18 protein-coding genes are annotated in these 16,373 nt (G+C 63.0%); 4 read left to right on the top strand and 14 right to left on the bottom strand.

From position 1 onward, the window contains the following. The first annotated feature begins 13 nt into the window (after positions 1-13). Genes cobS through cobT form a run of 3 tightly spaced genes read left to right on the top strand, consistent with a single transcriptional unit; the run spans position 14 to position 3,570 of the window. Complete coding sequence (gene cobS / locus ACINK1_RS10975; protein ID WP_395760127.1) at positions 14-955, top strand: cobaltochelatase subunit CobS; 942 nt, start codon at positions 14-16, stop codon at positions 953-955. 9 nt (positions 956-964) lie between these two features. Beyond that, positions 965-1,672 carry a haloacid dehalogenase type II gene (locus ACINK1_RS10970; protein WP_395760117.1) on the top strand — a complete coding sequence of 236 codons (708 nt, stop codon included), beginning with the start codon at positions 965-967 and terminating at the stop codon, positions 1,670-1,672. After that, positions 1,672-3,570: a cobaltochelatase subunit CobT gene (cobT, locus tag ACINK1_RS10965; RefSeq protein WP_395760116.1), complete on the top strand. Its 1,899-nt coding sequence runs from the start codon at positions 1,672-1,674 to the stop codon at positions 3,568-3,570. Before ACINK1_RS10970 ends, cobT begins: the two co-directional genes overlap by 1 nt. Before the next feature lie 13 nt (positions 3,571-3,583). Here the strand turns inward: cobT and ACINK1_RS10960 are convergent, their stop codons facing one another. From ACINK1_RS10960 to ACINK1_RS10900, 13 genes are all read right to left on the bottom strand, one after another. Further along, positions 3,584-4,300, bottom strand: coding sequence for a tRNA (guanosine(46)-N(7))-methyltransferase TrmB (locus ACINK1_RS10960; RefSeq protein WP_376800399.1), 717 nt, complete (start codon positions 4,298-4,300; stop codon positions 3,584-3,586). A 10-nt stretch (positions 4,301-4,310) separates the two neighbouring features. Further along, positions 4,311-5,516 carry a methionine adenosyltransferase gene (gene metK / locus ACINK1_RS10955; protein ID WP_376800398.1) on the bottom strand — a complete coding sequence of 402 codons (1,206 nt, stop codon included), beginning with the start codon at positions 5,514-5,516 and terminating at the stop codon, positions 4,311-4,313. A gap of 163 nt (positions 5,517-5,679) precedes the next feature. Then, a complete protein-coding gene (locus ACINK1_RS10950) occupies positions 5,680-6,054 on the bottom strand; it encodes a helix-turn-helix domain-containing protein (protein ID WP_376800441.1) in 375 nt (124 codons plus the stop codon). A 179-nt stretch (positions 6,055-6,233) separates the two neighbouring features. Continuing rightward, on the bottom strand, positions 6,234-7,826 hold the full coding sequence (gene lnt, locus ACINK1_RS10945) for an apolipoprotein N-acyltransferase (RefSeq protein WP_376800397.1): 1,593 nt from the start codon (positions 7,824-7,826) through the stop codon (positions 6,234-6,236). 16 nt (positions 7,827-7,842) lie between these two features. Next, entirely contained in the window at positions 7,843-8,997 is a 1,155-nt protein-coding gene (locus ACINK1_RS10940) for a hemolysin family protein (protein WP_376800396.1), read from the bottom strand. 7 nt (positions 8,998-9,004) lie between these two features. After that, positions 9,005-9,478 carry an rRNA maturation RNase YbeY gene (gene ybeY / locus ACINK1_RS10935; RefSeq protein ID WP_376800395.1) on the bottom strand — a complete coding sequence of 158 codons (474 nt, stop codon included), beginning with the start codon at positions 9,476-9,478 and terminating at the stop codon, positions 9,005-9,007. Positions 9,479-9,522: 44 nt separating this feature from the next. After that, positions 9,523-10,569, bottom strand: a complete 1,047-nt coding sequence (locus ACINK1_RS10930; protein ID WP_376800394.1) for a PhoH family protein — start codon at positions 10,567-10,569, stop codon at positions 9,523-9,525. 17 nt (positions 10,570-10,586) lie between these two features. Continuing rightward, positions 10,587-11,987 (bottom strand): tRNA (N6-isopentenyl adenosine(37)-C2)-methylthiotransferase MiaB, encoded by a 1,401-nt coding sequence (gene miaB, locus ACINK1_RS10925; protein ID WP_376800393.1) that lies wholly within the window; start codon positions 11,985-11,987, stop codon positions 10,587-10,589. A gap of 76 nt (positions 11,988-12,063) precedes the next feature. Then, positions 12,064-12,873 carry a 1-acyl-sn-glycerol-3-phosphate acyltransferase gene (locus tag ACINK1_RS10920; protein WP_376800392.1) on the bottom strand — a complete coding sequence of 270 codons (810 nt, stop codon included), beginning with the start codon at positions 12,871-12,873 and terminating at the stop codon, positions 12,064-12,066. A gap of 16 nt (positions 12,874-12,889) precedes the next feature. Further along, positions 12,890-13,273, bottom strand: a complete 384-nt coding sequence (locus ACINK1_RS10915) for a transcriptional repressor (protein WP_376800440.1) — start codon at positions 13,271-13,273, stop codon at positions 12,890-12,892. Positions 13,274-13,366: 93 nt separating this feature from the next. Beyond that, positions 13,367-13,885 carry a ribosomal protein S18-alanine N-acetyltransferase gene (rimI, locus tag ACINK1_RS10910; RefSeq protein ID WP_376800391.1) on the bottom strand — a complete coding sequence of 173 codons (519 nt, stop codon included), beginning with the start codon at positions 13,883-13,885 and terminating at the stop codon, positions 13,367-13,369. Beyond that, positions 13,882-14,544: a tRNA (adenosine(37)-N6)-threonylcarbamoyltransferase complex dimerization subunit type 1 TsaB gene (gene tsaB / locus ACINK1_RS10905; protein WP_376800390.1), complete on the bottom strand. Its 663-nt coding sequence runs from the start codon at positions 14,542-14,544 to the stop codon at positions 13,882-13,884. The genes rimI and tsaB overlap by 4 nt, the downstream gene beginning before the upstream one ends. A 55-nt stretch (positions 14,545-14,599) precedes the next feature. Next, a complete protein-coding gene (locus ACINK1_RS10900; RefSeq protein WP_376800389.1) occupies positions 14,600-14,983 on the bottom strand; it encodes a helix-turn-helix domain-containing protein in 384 nt (127 codons plus the stop codon). Positions 14,984-15,090: 107 nt separating this feature from the next. On the opposite strand from ACINK1_RS10900, the gene ACINK1_RS10895 reads away from it, so the two are divergent. Beyond that, a complete protein-coding gene (locus ACINK1_RS10895) occupies positions 15,091-15,666 on the top strand; it encodes a flavodoxin family protein (RefSeq protein WP_376800388.1) in 576 nt (191 codons plus the stop codon). 42 nt (positions 15,667-15,708) lie between these two features. On the opposite strand, the gene ACINK1_RS10890 is transcribed toward ACINK1_RS10895, so the two are convergent. Further along, positions 15,709-16,332, bottom strand: coding sequence for an alpha-ketoglutarate-dependent dioxygenase AlkB family protein (locus ACINK1_RS10890; RefSeq protein WP_376800387.1), 624 nt, complete (start codon positions 16,330-16,332; stop codon positions 15,709-15,711). Between the last annotated feature and the right edge of the window lie 41 nt (positions 16,333-16,373).

Raw genomic sequence — 16,373 nt, 5'->3', positions numbered from 1 at the left:
CGCGACAGTCAATGTGCGCCAATTGTTCGGGATTGATTCCGATCTCGTCGTGCCGGCTTTCGCCACGAAAGAGGAGCATGTTCCCGATCTTGATCCCGATTACGTCTTTGACCGCGACACCACGCTGGCCATCCTCGCCGGCTTTGCTCATAACCGCCGCGTCATCGTCACCGGCTATCATGGCACTGGCAAATCGACGCATATCGAGCAGGTGGCAGCGCGCCTCAACTGGCCGTGCGTGCGCATCAATCTCGACAGCCATGTGTCGCGCATCGATCTTGTCGGCAAGGATGCCATCGTTGTCCGCGATGGCAAGCAGATCACCGAATTCCGCGATGGCATGCTGCCCTGGGCGCTGCAGAACAATATCGCCCTCGTCTTCGATGAGTATGATGCAGGCCGCCCGGATGTGATGTTCGTCATCCAGCGCGTACTGGAAGTGTCGGGCAAGCTGACCCTGCTCGACCAGAGCCGGGTCATCCGCCCGCATCCAAGCTTCCGCCTGTTTGCCACTGCCAACACCATCGGTCTTGGCGATACCACCGGGCTTTATCACGGCACGCAACAGATCAATCAGGGCCAGATGGACCGCTGGTCGATTGTCACCACGCTCAACTATCTGCCGCATGATCAGGAAGTGGACATCATCTTCAAGAAGGCCAAGCACTACCAGAAGACCAAGGAAGGCCGCGATACCGTCTCGAAGATGGTGCGGGTGGCCGATCTGACGCGCAACGCCTTCATGAATGGCGACATCTCAACCGTCATGAGCCCGCGCACGGTGCTCACCTGGGCGGAAAATGCGGAGATTTTCGGCAGCGATATCGGTTTTGCCTTCCGCGTCACCTTCCTCAACAAATGCGACGAGTTGGAGCGCCAGCTCATCGCCGAATTCTACCAGCGCGCCTTTGGCAAGGAATTGCCGGAAAGCGCCACCAATGTGGCCTTGAGCTGACGGGGCACGATGGCGCGGGTCAAAGCCCTCTTCTTCGACGTTTTCGGCACGCTGGTGGACTGGCGCGGGTCGATTGCGCGCGAGGCGAAGGTTGTGCTGGGCGCGAGGGCTGACGGGCTTGACGGCATCGCCTTTGCCGAGGCGTGGCGGGCCGAGTATCAGCCGTCCATGGAGCGGGTGCGACAGGGCGGTCGCGGTTATGTGCTGCTCGATATTCTCCACCGCGAGAACCTTGAGCGCATCCTGCCGCGCTTTGGCCTCAGCGATCTCGCCGAAGAAACGAAAGCAGACCTCAATCGCATCTGGCATCGCCTTGATGGGTGGGCGGATGTGCGCGCAGGGCTTGCGCGGTTGAGCGAACACTTCTGGCTGGCACCGGTCTCGAATGGGCATATCGCGCTGATGGCTGGCCTGGCCCGCCATAATGGCTGGCGCTGGGATGCGATCCTCGGCGCCGAAATTGCCCGCGACTACAAGCCCAAGCCCGGTGTCTATCTGGCGGCCGTCGCAGCCTTCGGCCTGAAGCCCGAGGAATGCATTATGGTGGCCGCCCACAGCTATGACCTGTCCTCGGCCGCCGCCCTTGGCCTCAGAACGGCCCATATCGCGCGCCCGCTTGAATTCGGCGAGGGCGGCAAGGGCGAGCACGCGCCATCCGTGCCGGTTGATCATGCGGCACGCGATCTTGTTGATCTGGCGCGGGGGCTGCACGCCTGATGGCCTTCACCCCCACCCAGAAAGGCGCAGCGAAATCCGCCCCGACAGAGCCGCTGAAGCGGGCGGTGGCGGTCGCCATGCGGGCGATTGCGCGGGCGCCTGACCTGGAGGTCACCTTTGCGACTGACCGCCCGAGCCTGACTGCGGAGCGGGCGCGCCTCCCCGAGCCGCCGCGCAAGATGACGAAGGAAGATGCCGCCATCCTGCGCGGGCAGGCGGACGCGATGGCGCTCAGGATCGCTTGCCATGATGAGAAGGTGCATCGCGCTTTGTCGCCGGTCGGCCCCAATGCACGGGCGATTTTCGATGCCGTCGAGCAGGCCCGCGTCGAGGCCATCGGCTCGCAGCGCATGGCGGGCACGGCGCGCAACCTGTCGTCGATGCTGCAGGACCGCTACCAACGCAGCTCCTATCAGGATGCCAGCGAGCGCGGGGATGTGCCTTTGGAAGAAGCGCTGTCGCTGCTGGTGCGCGAGCGGTTAAGCGGCCAGAAGGTACCGCCGGCGGCGCGCAAGATGCTCGATCTGTGGCGCCCGTGGATCGAGGATAAGGCGCAGGCAAGCCTGGCGCGGCTCGATCAGGTCATCGGCAACCAGCGGGCATTCGGTGAAGCCGTGCGCGAGGTGCTGAGCGATCTCGACATGGGCGATGAGCTTGGCGGGGATGCTGACGACAGCGATAATCCCGAACAGGCGGATGATCCCGACGCCGATGATGAGCCGCAGGTGCAGGCGGGCGATGACGCCGAGGACAGCGAGGCGCAGACAAGCGAACAGGCTGAAAGCGCGTCGGATGACGAGATGGCAGGGGATGCGGAAGCCAGCGAAGCACGCCCTGACAGTGATGACGACGCGGAGCCGGGAGAGTCGGAGGAGCCGGGCGAGCCGCGCCGGCCGCCCAACTGGCCAGCGAACGAGCCGCGCGGGCCTGACTACAAGATCTTCTCTACACGCTTTGACGAGATGATCGAGGCCGACAAGCTGTGCGACGCGGAAGAGCTGACGCGGCTTCGTGCCTATCTGGACAAGCAGCTGAACAATCTTCAGGGCGTGGTGGCGCGGCTTGCCAATCGTCTGCAGCGCCGCCTGCTGGCCCAACAGAACCGAGCCTGGGATTTCGACCTTGAAGAGGGCGCGCTTGATCCGGCCCGCCTGTCGCGCGTCATCACCGACCCGACCTCGCCGCTTTCCTTCATGATGGAGCGCGACACCAATTTCCGCGATACGGTGGTGACGCTGCTCATCGACAATTCAGGCTCCATGCGCGGGCGCCCGATCACGGTGGCGGCCACCTGTGCTGATATTCTGGCGCGCACGCTGGAGCGGTGCGGCGTCAAGGTGGAGATTTTGGGCTTCACCACGAAAGCGTGGAAGGGCGGACAGGCGCGAGAGATCTGGTTGCAGGGCGGTAAATCCGCCAATCCCGGCCGTCTCAATGATCTGCGCCACATCATCTACAAATCGGCGGATGCGCCGTGGCGCCGAGCAAGGCGCAATCTTGGTTTGATGATGCGCGAAGGGCTGTTGAAAGAGAATATCGACGGTGAGGCCCTGTCCTGGGCGCATCAGCGTCTGCTGGCGCGGCCCGAGGCGCGTAAAATCCTCATGATGATATCCGACGGGGCGCCGGTGGATGATTCAACACTGTCCGTCAACCCCGGTAATTATCTCGAAAAACATCTGCGCTGGGTGATCGAGGAGATCGAAACGCGCTCGCCGGTCGAACTCATCGCGATTGGTATCGGCCATGACGTGACACGCTATTACCGGCGGGCGGTGACGATTGTGGACGCCGAGGAACTTGGTGGCGCCATGACCGACAAGCTGGCTGAGCTGTTTGAAGAAACGGCGGGACCCGAGAGAGCGCCCAGACGGGGCGTGCGGCGGCGCGCGGGGTGACGCGGTGCGGCGATTACCTGCGCGCGAACCGCAGATAACTTGGTATGCGCCCTTCGCGCAGCGCCTTTTGTTCATAGCGGGTCGGCTGCCAGCCGGGCCAGGGGTCGAGCCAGTCGCTGGCGCGCCGGGCGGTCCATTCGAAATGCGGTGACCGGGTAAGGAAGGCTAGACCTGAGGCGGCATAATCGGCCCAGTCGGTGGCAAAGCGCAACTCGCCGCCAGGCTTCAGCACACGGGCGAGGCGGGAGATATTGTCAGGCACCAGAAAGCGGCGCTTCCAGTGGCGACGCTTGCGCCACGGATCGGGATAATAGAGGTGGATGCGCGTGAGGCTTTCTGCCGGCAGGGCGTCCAGCAGGGCACGCACATCATCCGGCCAAAGGCGGATATTGGGCAGGGCCGGCGTGTCAGCCGTGCCGGCCTCGTCAAGGCGGCGCAACAGCTTGGCGATACCGTTGAGAAAGGCTTCGGCGCCGAGGAAGCCGGTTACAGGCGCGCCTTCGGCTGCGTGCAGCAGGTGTTCGCCGCCGCCAAAGCCGATTTCAAGTTCCACGTGATCGACAGGGCATGAAAAAAGCTGCCGCAGATCATCCGGCAGCTTTTCAAGCGTGAGCGCGCGTGCGGGCAGAACCCGCGTCAGCACGTCCGATTGCAGGTCGCGCAGCGATTTACCCTTGCGCCGCCCGAAGAAGGCACCATGGGCGGGCCCACGATGAGGAGCCTCGCCCATGGTTTTGCGTTCAGCGCACCGCTTCCTTGAGCGCGCCGGCGAGATCGGTGCGCTCCCAGGAAAAGCCGCCATCGCGCGTCGGCTTGCGGCCAAAATGACCGTAAGCCGAGGTGCGCGCATAGATCGGGCGATTGAGGTTGAGGTGGGTGCGGATGCCGCGCGGCGTCAGATCCATGACCTCGCCCAGAACCTTCTCCAGTTTCGCCTCGTCAACCTTGCCGGTGCCATGCAGATCGACATAGATCGACAACGGCTTGGCAACGCCGATGGCGTAGGAGAGCTGAATGGTGCAGCGATCGGCCAATTTGGCGGCCACGACATTCTTTGCCAGATAGCGCGCCGCATAGGCAGCCGAGCGGTCGACCTTGGTCGGGTCTTTGCCCGAGAAGGCGCCGCCGCCATGGGGAGCCGCCCCGCCATAGGTATCAACGATGATCTTGCGTCCGGTGAGGCCGGCGTCTCCATCCGGGCCGCCGATCACGAATTTGCCGGTCGGGTTGACGTGCCATTCCGTCTTTTTGGTCACCCATGATTCCGGCAGCGTCTCACGGATGATCGGCTCGACAATGGCGCGCACCTGCTTGGACGTCAGCGAGGCGTCGACATGCTGGGTGGAAAGCACGATCTGCGTCACTTCCACCGGCTTGCCGTCTTCATAGCGGATCGTCACCTGGCTCTTCGCATCAGGGCCGAGCTTGCCGCAATTGCCCGTGCCCGCCTTGCGCGCCTGGGTGAGGTTTTCAAGGATTTTGTGAGCATAATAGATCGGCGCCGGCATCAGCTCCGGGGTCTCACGGCAGGCATAGCCGAACATGATGCCCTGATCGCCCGCGCCCTCATCCTTGTTGCCGGCAGCATCGACACCAACGGCGATATCGGCGGACTGCGCATGCAGGCGCACATCGATCTTGGCCTTCTTCCAGTGGAAGCCATCCTGCTCGTAGCCGATCTTCCTGATCGCCTTGCGGGCAGCCGAGCGAGCCTTCGATTTCAGTTTCTTTTCATCCAGCGAGGTGCGGACTTCGCCGGCGATGCACACATAATTGGTGGTCGCGAGCGTTTCGCAGGCAACCCGCACATGGGCGGTGTCCATGCCGGCTTTTTGTGCTTCTTTGAAAAACAGATCAACGATTTCATCAGAAATGCGGTCACAGACCTTGTCAGGATGGCCTTCAGAAACCGATTCAGACGTGAACAGATAGTCTTGGCGCGCCACGAAACCCTCTCCAATGTTGGGGAACCTGCCGGATGGGAGCGGATCGGCATCTCGCCAAAGCGCTCACGGTGGCGCGCGTCATGGCAGGCATAGGCTAAGGCGTCAAGGGGACGTTGTCGCCGTCCCGGGCAAAAAAGCCCGGTGAGCAGCCAAAAATCGTCAGTTAACCGTCATCACCCTCTCCGGCAAGCGATCGCACCAACTCGACTATTTTGCGGCGCACCCGTGGATCACGTACGCGCATGAAGGATTTGTTGAGACGCAAACCTTCGCTGGTCGAGAGAAAATCGACCACGAAGCTTGCCGCTTTTTCTTCCTTCATGCCGTCTGCCGGGTCGCGTATCTGGTCTGTCGCCACGGGGACGGGCAAACCCTCGTAGAAATAGGTGATGGGCGTTTCGAGGATGCGGGCGATTTCCCACAGGCGGCTCGCCCCGATGCGATTACTGCCTTTTTCGTATTTCTGTACCTGCTGGAACGTCAAGCCAAGGCTTTCGCCGAGCTTTTCCTGGCTCATACCGGCAATCATGCGGCGCATTTTGAGGCGCGCACCGACGTGAATGTCGATGGGGTTTGTTTCCTTGCGGGCCACGAAATTCTACTCCTCAGCCGTTTCACCCGTCGTGGGGCGTTGCGCTTCTGCGAGCGCTGACAATAAAGCCCCGGCGGAAATTACCGATTCCGACAGTGGCGCACCGTTGTTATGATGCAAACGTCCTAAAAGTTGTTTTGCCTGAAAACTAAACTTATACGTGTAATTGACGCAAAAGCCGCGAGTGAGATCCACATCGCCCAGAAGGCGCCATCGCCCCACAGGGCGAAGGGCGGGGCCGCCAGCGCCTGCGGCAGGCTCGCGTCAATGACACCTTCGGCGCCGATTTCGAGTTCCTTGATAATCGCGCCATAAGGGTCGATCAGTGCGCTTTTGCCGGTCGTCGTGACCCGCGCCACCGCCAGGCCCTGTTCAACAGCGCGCAGGCGCGCCTGATGAAGGTGCTGGCGGGGGCCCGGCGTGTCGCCAAACCAGCTGTCGTCGGACATGTTGACGATCCATCCGCTGTGTGGCTCGCGGACAATTTCACTGCTGAAGATTGCTTCATAGCAGATGAGAGCAATGAAGGGCGGGGCCTTGCCGGCGGACACCGGACCGCGCTTCTGGCCCGGTACAAAGGCAAAGATCCGCGTCAGCGGTTCAAGGCCGACGGCAGACAGGAGGCCCGACCACGGCAGATATTCGCCGAAAGGAACAAGGTGCACCTTGTCATAGCGATCGAGAATGTCGGCCTTGTCGTCCAATACATAGAGCGAATTCAACACTTTGCGCTGGTCGAGATCATCGCCGCGCAGCATGCCGATCATCAGCACGGATCCCGGCGCCAAGATGCCGGTGATGCGGGTCAGCGCCTGAGGCGTGTCACCCAGCCGGAACGGCAGAGCTGATTCGGGCCAGATGATATGGGTGGGCTCGGCTGCGCCGGGCGCGCTGCGGCTGAGGCGCAGATAGCGCTCAAGAATGTCGGCGTGACGCGTGCGATCAAGGCGTTCGGCCTGGGTGAGGTTAGGTTGCACGAGGCGCAGACGCACACCCGGTACATTGGCGCTGTCGGCTGTGAGCAGGCGCAGCTCCCCATAGGCGAATTGAGCAAACAGCAGGAACACGGCGGCGCCGACAACGACGCCGCGCCATTTCCAGCCGACGCGGTCACGCGCAAGCCAGATGGCCGGTGCGGACGCCAGGAAGACCGCCAGAACCGTGAGACCGTTGATGCCGATGAGGCTTGCAGCCTGCATCTGCGCCTGCGTCGCTGTCAGAGCATAGCCAAAGGCGTTCCACGGGAAGCCGGTGAGGATCGTGCCGCGGAGATACTCAGACAGTCCGATGCCGGCTGCCAGTGCCGCTGCCCGTGCCGGCGTTGCCGACCACATCAGGCGGGCAAGGGCCACGCCGGCGCCGGTAAAGAGTGCCAGAAGCGCCGGCAGTCCCGCCACCGCCACCGGCAGCAACCAGCCGAAGACGTCGCTTTCAACCAGAAAGGCAGCACCTATCCACCACAGCCCGGCCAGAAAATATCCAAAGCCAAAGAGCCAGCCCACAGCAAAGGCACTGCGATAGCCGCGCCAACCCTGATGATCCGACAGACTGTCGATCAGCCACACCAGCACGGTGAAGGTGAGGCCCAGAAGCGGAAAGAAGAGGAAGGGCGGTATGGCAAGGACGCTGAGGACACCAGCCATCACGGCAATCAGGCCGCGCCGCCAGCCGAAACTGAGGAGAACGGTGTCGCGCAGCCATTCAATCCCGCGATACATTACCGCCACCGGTCATTCATTTCTCGCCAGCCGGTTCTTTGGTGATCGCGGCCGGCATCGAAGATGCCATCATTGCCATCGAGGTGGCGTTATCTGCCGCGTCGTTGCCAATCGATGCAGGAGCGGAGCTGGCGCCAACCTCACCGGCCGGCGATGGCAAGATCTTGTCGGCGCGCTCGCGACGGGGGCGAATCGGGGGCTCATTAGCGCGGCGGCTTGCCTTGCGGATACGCACCCGCTTGATGCGTCTGGGGTCGGCGTCGAGCACCTCGAACTCGATGTCGCGGGGTCCCTGGATCAATTCGCCACGCGCCGGCACCCGGCCCACAAGGGCTGTGAGCAGCCCGCCCAGCGTATCGATATCCTCCTCCATGTCAGGCGGCGTTTCGAGCACGAGATCGGGCGCGAGCGCCTTCACGACATCCTCCAGCGGGGCGCGGGCGCTCGCCACCCAGCCATCCTTGTCGACAGCAATGACATCGATGTCCTCGTCATGCTCGTCGGCGATGTCGCCAACAACCTGCTCGATCAGATCCTCAATCGATACCAGGCCGTCGGTTCCACCATATTCGTCAACGACCAGCGCCAGATGAACGCGCGTCGCCTGCATGCGCACGAGCAGGTCGAGGGCGGGCATGGAGGGTGGTACGAAGAGCAGGCGGCGCATCAGCTTGGCGGTCGCAAGCTTGCCGCCGAGGTCGATCTTGCCAAGGTCAAGTTCGCTCGCGGCCTTGCGACGGCGGGTCGACGATTTCGGTGGAGCTCCGGCGATCAGATAGGACAGGACGTCGCGGATATGGATGAAGCCGATGGGGTCATCGAGCGTCTGGCGGTACACGGGCAGGCGCGAATGAGCGGCTTCGCGAAAAAGCTTCAGGAGATCGCCCAGCGTGATGTCCTGTTCGATAGAGATGATATCGGCACGCGGTATCATCACATCGGCCACGCGCACCTCGCGCAGGCCAAGGATATTGCGCAGCATGGCGCGCTCTTCGGGAGAGAATGTCTGATCGGGCGTCTCGGTCTGCAGGTCCTCGGCAAGCGCCCCTTCGAGGTCAGCGCGCAGAGAGACTTCCTTTTTCATGCGCAGTGCGGATTTCAGCCGGTCGAGAAGGCGGCGCCTGGCGGCGGGCGGCGGGGGTTGGTCGGGATCGTCGTCGCTTATGCTCATGGTCGCTCTAGGCTTCGCTTTCGCTGTGAGAAACAAGGTAGGGGTTGGCAATGCCGAGGCTTGCCAGGGCGGTGATTTCGATGGCTTCCATCGCATCCGCGTCCGCAGCATTTTCGTGATCATAGCCGGCAAGATGCAGCGTTCCGTGGATGACCAGATGGCGCAGATGGTCGGCGATCGCCTTGTCTTCGCCGGCGGCCTCGCTGGCGATCGTCCCAAAGGCTAACGCGATGTCGCCGCACACGCCTTGCGAAGCGGTCTGCGCCGCCGGCAATGTAGCGGCAGCAAACGACAGGACGTTGGTTGAGGCGTCCTTGTTGCGGTAGCGAAGGTTGAGTGCGCGCAGACGCTGATCATCTGTCAGGAGAACCGATATCTCGCCCGTGTCGGGCCTGCCGCAGGCGTGCAGGGCAGCCCTTGCTGCGCCTTCAACCAGACCCTCAATGTCATCCAGCCCGCCCCAGCCGCTGGCGTCAATCATGATCTCCACCTGGAGGCCGGCCGGGCGTCGTCGCGGTCGCGGTTTCATGATGCAGGGTCACCTGGCGCCGGTGCGCCGGAGCGTCCTGCCGCTCGGGCACGCCCGTCCGCGTCATAGGCACGCACGATGCGTGCAACCAGCTCATGGCGAACGATGTCAGTATCCTTGAAGGCGATATGACCGACGTCCTTTTCGCCGGCGATGAGACGCACGGCTTGCGACAGGCCAGATATCTGTCCAGGCGGCAGGTCGACCTGGGAGGGGTCGCCGGTGACGATCATCTTGGAGTTCTCGCCAAGCCGGGTGAGGAACATCTTCATCTGCATCGACGTCGTGTTCTGCGCCTCGTCAAGAATGATGGCGGCATTGGTGAGTGTGCGCCCGCGCATGAACGCCAGAGGCGCCACCTCGATCTGCTGGGTCGCCAGCCCGCGTTCGACTTTCTCGGCGCCCACCATATCATAGAGCGCGTCATAGAGCGGTCGCAGATAGGGGTCCACCTTGTCGCGCATGTCGCCGGGAAGAAAGCCAAGGCGCTCGCCCGCCTCGACCGCGGGGCGGGTAAGGATGATGCGGTCCACCACGCCGCGCTCCAGCAGGGTGGCGGCATAGGCGACCGCCAGATAGGTCTTGCCGGTGCCGGCGGGGCCGGTGGCGAAGATCAGGGTCGAGCTTTCCAGCAGGCGCAAATAGGTGTCTTGCGCCTTGGTGCGCGCCTGGATGGTCTTGCGGCGGGTGCCTATGCTGGCAAAGCCGTGACGCTCGGGCCCCTCGGTCGGCAGATCGCTGAAGAGAATGCCCTGCTGCTCGGCCTGGTGGAGCGCGCCCTCGACGTCGCCTGTCGTGACGTCTCGTCCCTGCCGCAACCGCGCATACAGGCTATCGAAGACACGGCGCGCTCTATCGAGGGTTTCCGGCGCGCCCGTCAGGCTCACATGATTGCCGGAAACATGGGCGCGAACGCCCAGGCGTTGTTCGATGAGGGCTACGTTCTGGTCGAACTGTCCGAAGAGGCGGCCAAGCAGGCGATTATCGTCGAAGGACAGCACCAGCTGATCGCCCGCGAGTGCCGGGCTGTGGGATGTCCGCATGTTGCCTGAGACCATTTTCACTGAGCCATGGCGTGCGACGCCGGTGAGAGGATGTCGGTGGCGTTGGCGGCGACATCACCGCTCAGATGGTAGGGAGCGGCCTTGCGGATATGCACCGCGACGATGTGGCCAAGCAGATCAGAAGGAGCGTCGACATTGACCGGAATAAGGAATGGCGAGCGACCGATGAGCCGGTTGGTGCGCTGGTCCTGGCGCTCCAGAAGCACCGGTAAAATCATGCCGACCAGGCTCGCGGTGAAGGCGCTGGCATGGGCATCGAGCCGCTCCTGGAGGCGGGCGAGGCGCTCGCTCTTGATCGCCTCGGTGATCTGATCGTCATGAGCGGCGGCGGGCGTTCCCGGGCGCCCGGAATATTTGAACGAGTAGCAGGCGGCGTAGCCCACCTCTTCGACAAGCGACAAGGTGTCATCAAAGTCCGCTTCGCTCTCTCCGGGATGACCGACGATGATGTCGGATGAAAAGGCGATATCCGGTCGCACCTGGCGCATACGCTCGATGAGGCGCAGATAATCGCCGCGTGTATGGCCGCGGTTCATGGCATGAAGCATGCGGTCGCTTCCCGACTGCACCGGCAGATGCAGATAGGGCATGAGCTGCGGCAGGTCGCGGTGCGCGGCGTAAAGCTCGTCATGCATGTCGCAGGGGTGCGAGGTGGTGTAGCGCAGCCGGGCGATCTGCGGCACCTGGCGGGCCAATGCGAAGAGAAGGCGCCCCAGGCTTGCCGGGCGGCCGTCAGCGCCTGCACCATGATAGGCGTTGACGTTCTGGCCGAGCAGGGTGATCTCCCTGACGCCGGCCGATGCCAGCCGTTGCGCCTCGGCGATGATGCGGGCGAGCGGGCGCGACATTTCGGCGCCACGCGTGTAGGGCACGACACAGAAGCTGCAGAATTTGTCGCAGCCTTCCTGAACGGTAAGGAACGCCGCCGGACCACGGGCGGCAATCGCCTTGGGCAAGGGTGACGGCAGGGCGGAAAACTTGTCGTCAACGGCAAAATCGACATCGACTGGACGTTTCCCGGCCTTCGCCTGCGCCAGCAATTGCGGCAAATGGTGATAATTCTGCGGACCGACGAGAAAATCAATGGCTGGCGCCCGGCGCATCATTTCCGCGCCTTCGGCCTGGGCAACGCAGCCGGCAACCCCGATGAGCAGGGGATTGCCGACAGAGGCGCGTTCGTTTTTCAGGCGGCGCAGGCGACCGATGTCGGAGTAGACCTTGTCGGCAGCTTTTTCGCGGATGTGACAGGTGTTGAGGAGAACCAGATCAGCCAGATCGGCGTTTTCGGTCGTCTCAAAGCCTTCGCCCGCCAGCGTATCGGCCATGCGGGCTGAATCATAGGCGTTCATCTGGCAGCCATAGGTCTTGATGAAGACCTTTCTCAATGTGTCGGTCATATCTCTCCGGCGGGATGTCCCTCACCCAGTCATAGCCGGATTCATCGGGGTTGAGAATATCGCTGTGATGACGGCGTCAAGCGATGCGGCCGTGCTGGGCGGAGTGAAGCATGGAGCGCGTCGCTGCCTCGAGGCGGCGCGCGATGTCCTTGCGGTCGTCATCCAGCGTCAGCGCGTGCGGCTCTCCAAACGAGATCGTGACGTCGATCATCCCATCATCCAGCACATTGAGGAGGTGGGGTGCAAGCTCCATGTCACCGTACCAGGCGTAGGCCGGCAGGCGACGGCGCGCCATCGGCAGGCCGCGATAGCCGCTATAGGCGATGGCCACCGGCTGCACCGTGATTGCCTCCCGGCTGCTGCCGGTCATCAGGGCGGCGCGCACACCCCCCAGCAGAGCGGAGCGGAACGGCAGGACGCGACGGCCATCAGAGGACGTGCCCTCGGCAAACAGAAGCAGGCAATCGCCTGCGCTGAGACGCTGTCCCATCTCGTCGCTGACAGACCCGGTTGCCTGCCGCCTGTGCCGATCAATGAAAATGGTGCGCTGAAGGCGGGCAAAAAGGCCGACGACCGGCCAGGCCTTGACCTCCGATTTGGCGATGAAGGAGAGCGGCAGGCGGCTGCCAAGCAGCGAAATATCGAGCCAGGATACATGGTTGGCTGTCAAAAGCAGGGGACGCTGCGGCGCTGGCGTTCCTGCAAGCGTGATGCGCACACCAAGGCAGGCGAGGATGAGGCGGTGGAAATATACGGGCAGACGGCCTGCCCAGGACGAGCCGCGCCACAGAGCCAAACGCTGGGCCGGGTAGAGGAGGCAGAACGCACCGCCCACGACACCGAGCTTGGCAGCGATTTTGACAAGGCGGATGACACGCTGACCCATGGCTGGCTGATTCGTCTCAGCTTTTGGCTTTATCGTTGAGCGGGATACCGAACAGCTCCAGACGGTGCGCGACCAGCTTCAGCCCGTGCTTTCGGGCGATTTCGGTCTGCAGTTTCTCGATGGCTTCGGAATGAAATTCGATGACGGTGCCGGTCGACATATCGATCAGATGGTCATGATGTTCGCCCTTCGCAAGTTCGTAGCGGGCGCGTTTGGTGCCGAAATCGTGACGGGCAAGAATGCCGGCATCTTCCAGCAGCTTGACGGTGCGATAGACGGTTGAGAGCGAAATCTGATCATCGATGTCAACAGCGCGACGATGCAGTTCCTCGACATTCGGGTGATCGGCCGCACTGGCGATGACGCGCGCTATCAGCCGGCGCTGCGCCGTGAGGCGCATGCCACGGCGGGCGCATTCCCGCTCGATATAGGTCTCGCCAGTCTTCACGCCGCTCCCGCCTCTGCTGTGTCCAATCAAAGAATAGCGCGTGACTCATTCACTTTCCACCGCATCGGGCGGTGGCGCCAGCCACCAGCGATCGGTGAGCGAGCAGGCGAGGATGAGCGCATCGCCGCCCCCTTCATCCCCGTAATACCCTTTACGGCGGCCGATTTCATGAAATCCCTCGCGGCGATAGAGCGCCAGAGCCGCCTGATTGTGCTCCTCCACCTCGAGGAAACAGGTGCGTGTCCGCCGGCGCGCCAGGGCGCCCAACGCCTCACCCAGCAGGCGCCCCGCCAGGCCCATGCCGCGCCAGTCAGGCGCCACGGCGATCGTCAGGACTTCACCCTCGTCGGCGGCGCAGCGCACCATGGCCATGCCCAGCATCTGCGAGCCGAGCTTGGCGCCGATGACATCAACTGCCGGGCCCGCCATCAGCTCGGCAATCTCCTGGCTCGTCCAGCCGCGCGCAAAAGACGTTGCATGGAGGCGTGCGAGTGCAGCGCTGCTGTTGGCAGCCAAAGGCAGGATGCGGGCACCCGCGGCCCGCCAGCGGCGCATGAACATCATGATGTGGCAAGAACCGGTGTCTGCGGTTTGGCGTCAGGTGCGCGCAGATAGAGCGGGCGGGGGGGATGATCGGGCAGGTCGGCGATAGCGGCAAGGCGGGCGATGACGGCAATCGCCGGGATCGGCGAGCGCTCGCCTGCCGTGATTGCCGATGACAGGGCACAGACGAGATCGGTGCCCGAGCCGATGGCCAGAATGTCGTGGTGGGGCAAGCCGTCGATGACCGCCTGAGGGGTGAGCAGGCCCGGTTCGATCAGGATCGTGCCATCGGTCGCTGTCAGCTGCACATAGAGTTCGCCACGCCTGGCGTCATTGACCGCCAGAACCGAGGCTTTCTGGCCCAGATGCGGTCTGGTCAAGGCGTCCAGCGTGGAGATGCCGATGACCGGCACCGCCAGCGCCAGCGCCATGGCGCGGGCGGCCGAGAGGGCGATCCTCACGCCGGTAAAGCTGCCGGGTCCGGTGGTGACGCCGATGCGTGCGAGATGAGCATAGCTGACGCCTGCCTGTCGCAAGCATTCCTCAACCGCCGGCAGCAATGCTTCGGCATGACCGGTCATCATCGGCAGCGAAATTGATGCGATGATCGTATCGCTGGCGCTGTCGTGAAGCGCCGCCTGGGTTGCCGGCAGGGCGGTATCGAGGGCAAGCGTCAGCATGGGCAGCGATTACGCAGCGCTGGCGGCAAAGGCAATGGAGGCGCGAACCGCATGATTATTCGGCTGCCTGCGACAGGGCGCGCGCTTCATCCTCGCTTTGCCAGCGCACGGCCAATTGATTGATACCATCGAGGACGTCCTTCAATTCAGCCCCGCGGGCGGCCATGGCATAGGTGACGGCGGGCGGAATGGTGGGCGCATAGGTGCGGGTGATCAATTGCGCGGCCTCGAGATGGCGCAAACGATCCGTGAGCACTTTGGAGGAGATGCGACCCATTCTGGCTTTCAACTGGCCAAATCGTAACGGGCCTTCGGTCTGCAAAAGCCACAGGACATAGGTCGTCCACGGTCCCATCAGCAGCCGCAGCACCGTATCAAGCGGGCATTGTCCGGGAGTGTGAGAGGTCGGGCATGTATCGGTTTTCGAAGTGTCTTTCATAACCCTTAGTTACCATAAAGTGCTTACTTCACAAAAGTAACAATTGGTACTAGGTACCAACCGACCGGGGCTCTCCCGCTCGTTTTTCTCACATCATCGGAGATCGCATGACCAGGATCAACATCGTCTATTTCAGCGGTTATGGGCACACGCGCAAGCAGGCGCAAGCCGTGCACGATGGCGCAGCCGGCGTCGCGGGCGCCATGGTCGAACTCATTGAGATCACGCCGGAGGGCAGTCTGCCAGAGGGCGGGTGGGACAAGCTCGCCAGCGCCGACGCCATCATCTATGGCAGCCCGACTTATATGGGCGGACCGGCCTGGCAGTTCAAAAAATTCGCCGATGACAGCTCGAAGCCCTGGTATACCCAGGCTTGGAAAGACAAGATTGCCGGCGGCTTCACCAATTCGGCCTCCGTCAATGGCGACAAGTTTTCTACCCTCGCCTACTTCTTCACCTTCTCGCAGCAGCACGGCCAGATCTGGGTCGGCACCGGCCTCATGCCATCGAACAAGAAGGAGCATGGGCCCGATGACGTGAACTGGACGGCGGGCTTTGCTGGCGCGCTGGCCATCTCGCCATCAGATGCGTCGGCGGATGAGGCGCCGCGCAAGGGTGATCTCGAAACGGCAAGGCTTTACGGCAAGCGCATCGCTGAAATGGCCGCCAGATTGCGCGGCTGAGCCCGACATCATCGGGGCGGAGCCATCCCGCCTCGATGTGTCTCACGCCCGCGTCACCCGGCGCAATGTCAGGTTGATGCGGCCGGACCGGCCCAGCAGGGTCGAGGTGGCGGGGTAGATGCGCTCCACACCGTGAAAGGCCATGCGGTTGGCGCCGGCCAGCATCATCACTTCGCCCGATTCGAGCAGGAACGAGTGGGTCGGGCCCTTACGTTCCCTCGTTCCCAGGCGGAATCGGCAGCGATCGCCGAGCGAGACCGAGAGAACGGGGGCGTCCGTGTCCTCTTCGTCGCGGTCCTGATGCAGGCCCATGCGTGCCTGGGGCTCATACCAATTGATGAGACAGGCCTGCGGCGGGAGGGGATAGGCGGTGTGCTCGCGCCACAGCTCCAGCAGCATGCCTGGCATCGCCGGCCACGGCTCGCCGGTTCGTGGATGCGTTGGCTGATAACGATAGCCGTCGATATCCGACACCCAGCCAAGCGGTCCGCAATTGCTCATCTTGACCGAGAAGGGCTTGCCGGTGCGCGGCATCACCGGCTGGAACAGCGGCGCGGCGTGGATAATGGCGCGGATTTCGGCCAGTAATTCCTGCTGGCGCGCCATATCAAGACGTCCGCAGAGCAAAGAAGCGCCATCCGTTTGGCCAAAGAGATCGCCGGACATGGCTTCGACGTGCCGCAGACAGGAGCAAAAGTCAAAGCCGG

Origin of the sequence: Raskinella chloraquaticus (SeqCode), from assembly GCF_021731865.1 — a bacterium.
In the GTDB taxonomy this organism is placed as follows: Bacteria; Pseudomonadota; Alphaproteobacteria; order Rhizobiales; family UBA4765; genus Raskinella; species Raskinella chloraquaticus.
Note: the sequence above shows the minus strand (reverse complement) of the source record. Positions and strands in the feature narration are given on the sequence as shown.

Bases quoted from the DNA above. Each gene is read 5' to 3' on its own strand.
- ACINK1_RS10970 (WP_395760117.1), top strand. From the start codon at position 965: ATGGCGCGGGTCAAAGCCCTCTTCTTCGACGTTTTCGGCACGCTGGTG.
- cobT (WP_395760116.1), top strand. From the start codon at position 1,672: ATGGCCTTCACCCCCACCCAGAAAGGCGCAGCGAAATCCGCCCCGACA.
- ACINK1_RS10960 (WP_376800399.1), bottom strand. From the start codon at position 4,300: ATGGGCGAGGCTCCTCATCGTGGGCCCGCCCATGGTGCCTTCTTCGGG.
- ACINK1_RS10950 (WP_376800441.1), bottom strand. From the start codon at position 6,054: ATGCGCCGCATGATTGCCGGTATGAGCCAGGAAAAGCTCGGCGAAAGC.
- lnt (WP_376800397.1), bottom strand. From the start codon at position 7,826: ATGTATCGCGGGATTGAATGGCTGCGCGACACCGTTCTCCTCAGTTTC.
- ACINK1_RS10940 (WP_376800396.1), bottom strand. From the start codon at position 8,997: ATGAGCATAAGCGACGACGATCCCGACCAACCCCCGCCGCCCGCCGCC.
- ybeY (WP_376800395.1), bottom strand. From the start codon at position 9,478: ATGATTGACGCCAGCGGCTGGGGCGGGCTGGATGACATTGAGGGTCTG.
- ACINK1_RS10930 (WP_376800394.1), bottom strand. From the start codon at position 10,569: ATGCGGACATCCCACAGCCCGGCACTCGCGGGCGATCAGCTGGTGCTG.
- miaB (WP_376800393.1), bottom strand. From the start codon at position 11,987: ATGACCGACACATTGAGAAAGGTCTTCATCAAGACCTATGGCTGCCAG.
- ACINK1_RS10920 (WP_376800392.1), bottom strand. From the start codon at position 12,873: ATGGGTCAGCGTGTCATCCGCCTTGTCAAAATCGCTGCCAAGCTCGGT.
- ACINK1_RS10915 (WP_376800440.1), bottom strand. From the start codon at position 13,273: ATGCGCCTCACGGCGCAGCGCCGGCTGATAGCGCGCGTCATCGCCAGT.
- rimI (WP_376800391.1), bottom strand. From the start codon at position 13,885: ATGATGTTCATGCGCCGCTGGCGGGCCGCGGGTGCCCGCATCCTGCCT.
- tsaB (WP_376800390.1), bottom strand. From the start codon at position 14,544: ATGCTGACGCTTGCCCTCGATACCGCCCTGCCGGCAACCCAGGCGGCG.
- ACINK1_RS10900 (WP_376800389.1), bottom strand. From the start codon at position 14,983: ATGAAAGACACTTCGAAAACCGATACATGCCCGACCTCTCACACTCCC.
- ACINK1_RS10895 (WP_376800388.1), top strand. From the start codon at position 15,091: ATGACCAGGATCAACATCGTCTATTTCAGCGGTTATGGGCACACGCGC.
- ACINK1_RS10890 (WP_376800387.1), bottom strand. From the start codon at position 16,332: ATGTCCGGCGATCTCTTTGGCCAAACGGATGGCGCTTCTTTGCTCTGC.